This is a genomic window from Paracoccus onubensis, from assembly GCF_003591515.1.
GTDB lineage: Bacteria > Pseudomonadota > Alphaproteobacteria > Rhodobacterales > Rhodobacteraceae > Paracoccus > Paracoccus onubensis.
Genome location: NZ_QZCG01000032.1, coordinates 1 through 5769 on the forward strand (window position 1 = coordinate 1; position 5769 = coordinate 5769).

At 59.8% G+C, this 5769-nt stretch carries 4 protein-coding genes and 1 pseudogene; 1 reads left to right on the top strand and 4 read right to left on the bottom strand.

Annotation, left to right across the window (positions count from 1 at the left end):
* Positions 1-35: 35 nt before the first annotated feature.
* The 3 genes from D3P04_RS22890 to acs all read right to left on the bottom strand — a co-directional run bounded on the left by D3P04_RS22890 (position 36) and on the right by acs (position 4103).
* Positions 36-1766, bottom strand: a complete 1731-nt coding sequence (locus D3P04_RS22890; RefSeq protein ID WP_119752203.1) for a sodium:solute symporter family protein — start codon at positions 1764-1766, stop codon at positions 36-38.
* Between the two features lie 3 nt (positions 1767-1769).
* A complete protein-coding gene (locus D3P04_RS22895; protein WP_119752204.1) occupies positions 1770-2027 on the bottom strand; it encodes a DUF4212 domain-containing protein in 258 nt (85 codons plus the stop codon).
* Positions 2028-2147: 120 nt separating this feature from the next.
* A complete protein-coding gene (acs, locus tag D3P04_RS22900; RefSeq protein ID WP_119752205.1) occupies positions 2148-4103 on the bottom strand; it encodes an acetate--CoA ligase in 1956 nt (651 codons plus the stop codon).
* Positions 4104-4457: 354 nt separating this feature from the next.
* Here acs and D3P04_RS22910 point away from each other — a divergent pair, with 354 nt between their 5' ends.
* Positions 4458-5453, top strand: coding sequence for a DUF808 domain-containing protein (locus tag D3P04_RS22910; protein ID WP_119752207.1), 996 nt, complete (start codon positions 4458-4460; stop codon positions 5451-5453).
* Between the two features lie 20 nt (positions 5454-5473).
* On the opposite strand, the pseudogene D3P04_RS22915 reads toward D3P04_RS22910, so the two are convergent.
* Positions 5474-5769, bottom strand: a pseudogene (locus D3P04_RS22915) (amino acid ABC transporter ATP-binding protein); the annotation flags it as partial.

Consider the following 5769-nt stretch of genomic DNA (forward strand, 5'->3'; position numbering starts at 1 on the left):
GTCCGGGGGGCGCAAAGCCCCCCGGCTTACTTGCATCAATGTGCCTGAGCAGCACCGGCGCCTTTCGGCACGCGGATCGACTCGACAAGATCCTGAACCTCCTTCGGCGGCTCTTGCGTCGCATTCGACACGACATAAGCGACGATGAAGTTGATCATCGCGCCAACCGCGCCGAAGCTGGTCGACTGGATCGACAACAGCAGCGGATCGGCATTCGTGAAGCTGTTCGTTCCCGGAATGAAGAACCAGCCATTATGCAGGAAGATATAGATGACCGTACTCAGCAGACCGGCCAGCATCCCCGCAATCGCACCCTGCGAGTTCATCCGTTTCGAGAAGATCCCCATCAGGATCACCGGGAACAGCGAGGCCGCGGCAATGCCGAAGGCAAGCGCCACGGTCTGCGCGGCAAATCCCGGCGGATTCAGCCCCAGCCATGTCGATGCCGCAATGGCCACCAGCATCGAAATCCGCGCCGCCATCAGTTCGGATTTTTCACTGATATTGGGGTTGATCATCGATTTGATCAGGTCATGCGACACCGCCGAGGAGATGGCCATCAAAAGCCCCGCCGCAGTCGAAAGCGCAGCCGCCAGACCGCCGGCAACCACAAGCGCGATCACCCAGCCCGGCAATCCCGCGATCTCGGGATTGGCCAGAACCATGATGTCCTGATCGACCTTGACAGCCTCGTTCTTCTCTTCATCGGCCCAGTATTCGATGCGGCCATCGCCATTCTTGTCCTCGAAGGCCAGAAGGCCTGTCCGCTCCCAGTTCTGGACCCAGTGCGGCATTTCCTCGATGGCGATCGCTTCTTCCTGCGGTCCGTTGGGCCACATGGTCTCGACGAAATTCAGCCGCGCCATGGCGCCCACCGCCGGAGCGGTCAGATACAGCAGCGCGATGAAGACAAGCGCCCAGCCCGCCGAGCTTCTGGCATCGGCCACGCGCGGCACGGTAAAGAAGCGCACGATCACATGCGGAAGACCGGCGGTCCCGATCATCAGCGACAGGGTGAACAGGAAGATGTTCAGGGTGGTGTCGGTCTGCGCGGTATAGCTTGCGAAGCCGAGTTCCTGAATCACCGAGTCCAGCTGGTCCAGCACCGGCACACCGCCTTCGACGGTATTGCTGAACAGGCCAAGACCCGGAATCGGGTTGCCCGTGATCTGCAGCGAGATAAAGACCGCCGGAATGGTATAGGCGATGATCAGCACCACATATTGCGCGACCTGCGTATAGGTGATGCCCTTCATGCCGCCCAGCACGGCATAGAACGCCACGATGATCGCACCGACTAGCAGGCCCATCTCATAGGACATGTTCAGAAAGCCCGAAAAGGCCACGCCCACGCCCTTCATCTGCCCGATCACATAGGTAACCGACGCGATGATCAGGCAGACCACCGCGATCAGTCGCGCCGTCTGGCTGTAGAAACGGTCGCCGATGAATTCCGGCACGGTGAATTTGCCGAATTTCCGCAGGTAAGGCGCAAGCAGCATCGCCAGCAGCACATAGCCGCCGGTCCAGCCCATCAGATAGGCGGAAGCGTCATAGCCGCCGAATGCGATGATCCCGGCCATCGAGATGAAAGAGGCCGCCGACATCCAGTCCGCGCCGGTTGCCATCCCGTTCAGCACCGGATGCACGCCACGGCCAGCAGTATAGAATTCGCTGGTCGAGTCGGCTTTCGCCCAGAAGGCGATGCCAAGATAAAGTGCGAATGTCAGACCGACGACGATCAGGTTCAGGGTAAATTGATCCATGAACTATTCCTCCACCCCGTGCTCGCGGTCGAGCTTGTTCATGCGCCACGCATAGCTGAAGATCAGGATTATGAAGACCAGGATCGAGCCTTGCTGCGCGAACCAGAAACCCAGATCAGTGCCGCCCACACTGATACCCGACAGCAATGGCCGGAACAGGATGCCGCAGCCATAGGACACGAAGGCCCATATGGCGATGCATATCCAGATCGTGCGGATATTCGCACTCCAGTATGCGTTTGATGATTGTCTGTCACTCATGTCGTTCTGTCCTCCCTCTTTTGGACACACTCCCCCAGTGGGCCGGCGGCGATGCGCCGGACCTTGGCGGGTCTTCTTACCGGGGTGACGACCCGACCCCGGCCGGTTTCTTCGTAATCGTCAGCCCCGGTTCATCCGGTTCTCGATCAGGTCGTCCACGACCTCGGGCTCGGCCAGCGTCGAGATATCGCCAAGGCTGCCGTAATCGTTCTCGGCGATCTTGCGCAGGATACGGCGCATGATCTTGCCCGAGCGGGTCTTGGGCATGCCCGGAGCCCATTGGATCAGGTCGGGCTTGGCGATGGGGCCGATTTCGCCCCGGACCCATTTCTCAAGCTCTGCCCGCAATTCCTCGGTCGGCTCGACCCCGTTCATCAGGGTGACATAGGCATAGATGCCCTGTCCCTTCACCGGATGCGGATAACCGACCACCGCGGCCTCGGCGACCTTTTCATGGGCAACAAGCGCGGATTCGACTTCCGCCGTGCCCATGCGGTGGCCCGAGACGTTGATCACATCATCCACCCGCCCGGTGATCCAGTAATAACCGTCCTCGTCCCGGCGGCAGCCGTCGCCGGTGAAATAGTAGCCCGGATATTGCTGGAAATAGGTCTCCATGAAACGCTCATGATCGCCCCAGACGGTACGCATCTGTCCCGGCCAGCTATCGGCGATGCACAGCACGCCCTCGGCCGGGTTGCCCGTGACCGGCCTGGCGCTTTCAGGTTCGAGTATCTCGGGCTTGACCCCGAAAAAGGGAACCGTCGCGGAACCCGGCTTGGTTTCGGTCGCACCAGGCAAGGGCGTGATCATGTGCCCGCCGGTCTCGGTCTGCCACCATGTGTCGACGATCGGACATTTGCCCTTGCCGACATGTTCGTCATACCAGTTCCACGCCTCGGGATTGATCGGCTCGCCCACGGTGCCAAGGATGCGCAGGCTGGACAGATCGTGCTTTTCGACGAATTCCGGCCCCTTGCCCATCAATGCCCGGATCGCCGTCGGCGCGGTATAGAACTGATTGACCTTGTGCTTGGCGCAAACCTCCCAGAAGCGCCCCGCATCCGGCCATGTCGGCACTCCTTCGAACATCAGCGTGGTGGCGCCATTGGCCAGCGGTCCGTAAACGATATAGCTGTGCCCGGTGACCCAGCCGACATCGGCGGTGCACCAATAGACATCGCCATCATGATAATCGAACACATATTCATGGGTCATCGCGGCATAGACCAGATATCCGCCCGTCGTATGCACCACGCCCTTGGGCTTGCCGGTCGAGCCCGAGGTATAAAGGATGAATAGCAAATCCTCGGCGCCCATCGGTTCGGGCTCGCATTCCGTGCCGGCATCGGCCATCAATGCCTTGAGATCGATATCCCGGCCATCGACCCAGGTCGTCTGTTCGCCTGTATGCTTGACGACAAGACATTTCACCTTGTCCGAACAGTTCAGCAGCGCCTGATCCGCATTGGATTTGAGCGCGGTCGAGCGCCCGCCACGCGGCGCGGTATCGGCGGTGATCAGAATCCGCGCGCCGGAATCGTTGATCCGGTTGGCAAGCGCATCGGGCGAGAAACCCGCGAAGACGATGGAATGAACCGCCCCGATCCGCGCACAGGCCAGCATGGCATAGGCCGCCTCGGGGATCATCGGCAGATAGATCACCACCCGGTCGCCCTTCCTGACGCCAAGATCGCGCAGCACATTGGCCATGCGGTTCACGTTCTCGGAAAGCTGTGCATAAGTGATATGCTGCGCCGGTTTTTTGGGATCGTCGGGTTCCCATATGATCGCGGTCTGATCGGCGCGTGCAGGCAGGTGCCGGTCAATGCAGTTCACGGACACGTTCAACACGCCGTCCTCGAACCACTTGATGCTGACATTGCCAAAGGTGAAATCCGTGTTCTTCACTTTGGTAAAAGGCTTGATCCAGTCCAGCCGCTTGCCTTCCCTGCCCCAGAAAGCTTCCGGATCGCTTACTGATTCGGCATAAAGCCGGTCGTAATCGGCGGCCTTGATATGGGCATTCTCCTGCCCGGCCGGGATCGCATGTTTACCAATGTTTTCCGAACTCATGAAGTTGCCTCCTTAACAACCGAATCAATCTTGGCCCTCCCCGCCTTCACCGCCGGATCCGACGCCATAAGGTCAAGATGCCAATGGTGTTAACAACATCCTATACCGCATGTTAAGTCTTTTTTATATAAGAAAAATTATGTAAATTTATTCACATAAATCGCGTATGATTTGTAAATACTTCACAAACCCGTCAAGTGACACCGCCAAAACCGGCCGCTCTGCAGGGCATTGGGATATTCCGGTGATGCATGCTGGCCGCGCATGGGGATCGCTTCGCACCGACAGGCTTGAACATTCCGCGCCGACCCCGCAGATAGAATACGGCAAAGACATGCAGGATCGGGGAATTACATGAGCGGACTGATCGCGCTTCTGGACGACGTCGCCGGCCTGTCAAAGGTCGCAGCGGCGTCCATCGACGATGTCGCGGGTCAGGCCGCCAAAGCGGGCGCCAAGGCCGCCGGGGCGGTCATCGACGACGCCGCGGTCACGCCCAAATACGTGCAGGGCTTCGATGCCAGCCGCGAGGTTCCGATCGTCTGGAAAATCGCCCGCGGCTCGATCTTCAACAAGCTTGTCATTCTGTTGCCGGTGGCGCTGCTGCTGACCAGCTTTGCACCATGGCTGATCGCGCCGTTGCTGATGGTTGGCGGCGCCTATCTGTGCTTCGAGGGCGCCGAGAAAGTCGCGCATGCCTTCGGTCACGGCGATGTGCATGACAGCGAGAAACATATTCACCCGGAAGGCGATGCAGCCGGCCTCGAGGAAGAGCGCGTCGCCGGCGCGATCAAGACCGATTTCATCCTGTCGGGCGAGATCATGACGATTGCCCTTGCCAGCATCCCGGCCGAGGATACGCTGTGGATGAAGGCATTGATCCTGTTCATGGTCGCCATTGGCATCACAGCCGCCGTTTACGGATTTGTGGCCCTGATCGTGAAGGCGGATGATTTCGGCCTGCATCTCGCATCGCGAGGGAATGGCGCGCTTGCGGCGCTTGGCCGGGGAATCGTGAGATTCATGCCCGCTTTCATGAAGGTGCTGACCATCGTCGGCACCGCCGCGATGATCTGGGTCGGCGGCCAGATCATTCTTCACGGGTTGGGCGAAATGGGCTGGCACGGTCCTTACGACTGGGTTCATCACCAGGCCGAGGCTGCGGCCCTGGCCGTGCCGCAAATCGCCGGCCTGGCGAGTTGGGCAGTCACCGCATTTTTCGACGGGATTTTCGGGCTGATACTTGGCCTCGCCCTGATCCCGTTGGTCGAAAAGCTTCTCAATCCGTTATTGTCGGTCACCGTCATGCCCCTGATCGGCGCAGTGAAGGGCATGTTCGGCAAATCCTGACAAACCGGCACAAGCCGGGATTACCCTACCCGTCGCAGAAATGCCCTGGTCCTTTCGTCCTGCGCATTGCCGAAGATCTGCGCGGGCGGCCCCTGCTCGACGATGCGACCGCCTTCCATGAACACGACCCGGTCGGCGATCTCACGCGCGAACTGCATCTCATGCGTGACGATCAGCATCGTCTGCCGGCCATCGGCGATGCGCCGGATCAGATCCAGCACCTCGCCCACCCATTCCGGGTCAAGCGCGCTGGTCGGCTCGTCAAACAGCATCAGATCGGCATCCAGCGCCATGGCCCTGTCTCTTATACACATCT

Excerpts from the sequence above, each read along its gene's own strand:
- D3P04_RS22890 (WP_119752203.1), bottom strand. The coding sequence starts at position 1,766 with ATGGATCAATTTACCCTGAACCTGATCGTCGTCGGTCTGACATTCGCA.
- D3P04_RS22895 (WP_119752204.1), bottom strand. The coding sequence starts at position 2,027 with ATGAGTGACAGACAATCATCAAACGCATACTGGAGTGCGAATATCCGC.
- acs (WP_119752205.1), bottom strand. The coding sequence starts at position 4,103 with ATGAGTTCGGAAAACATTGGTAAACATGCGATCCCGGCCGGGCAGGAG.
- D3P04_RS22910 (WP_119752207.1), top strand. The coding sequence starts at position 4,458 with ATGAGCGGACTGATCGCGCTTCTGGACGACGTCGCCGGCCTGTCAAAG.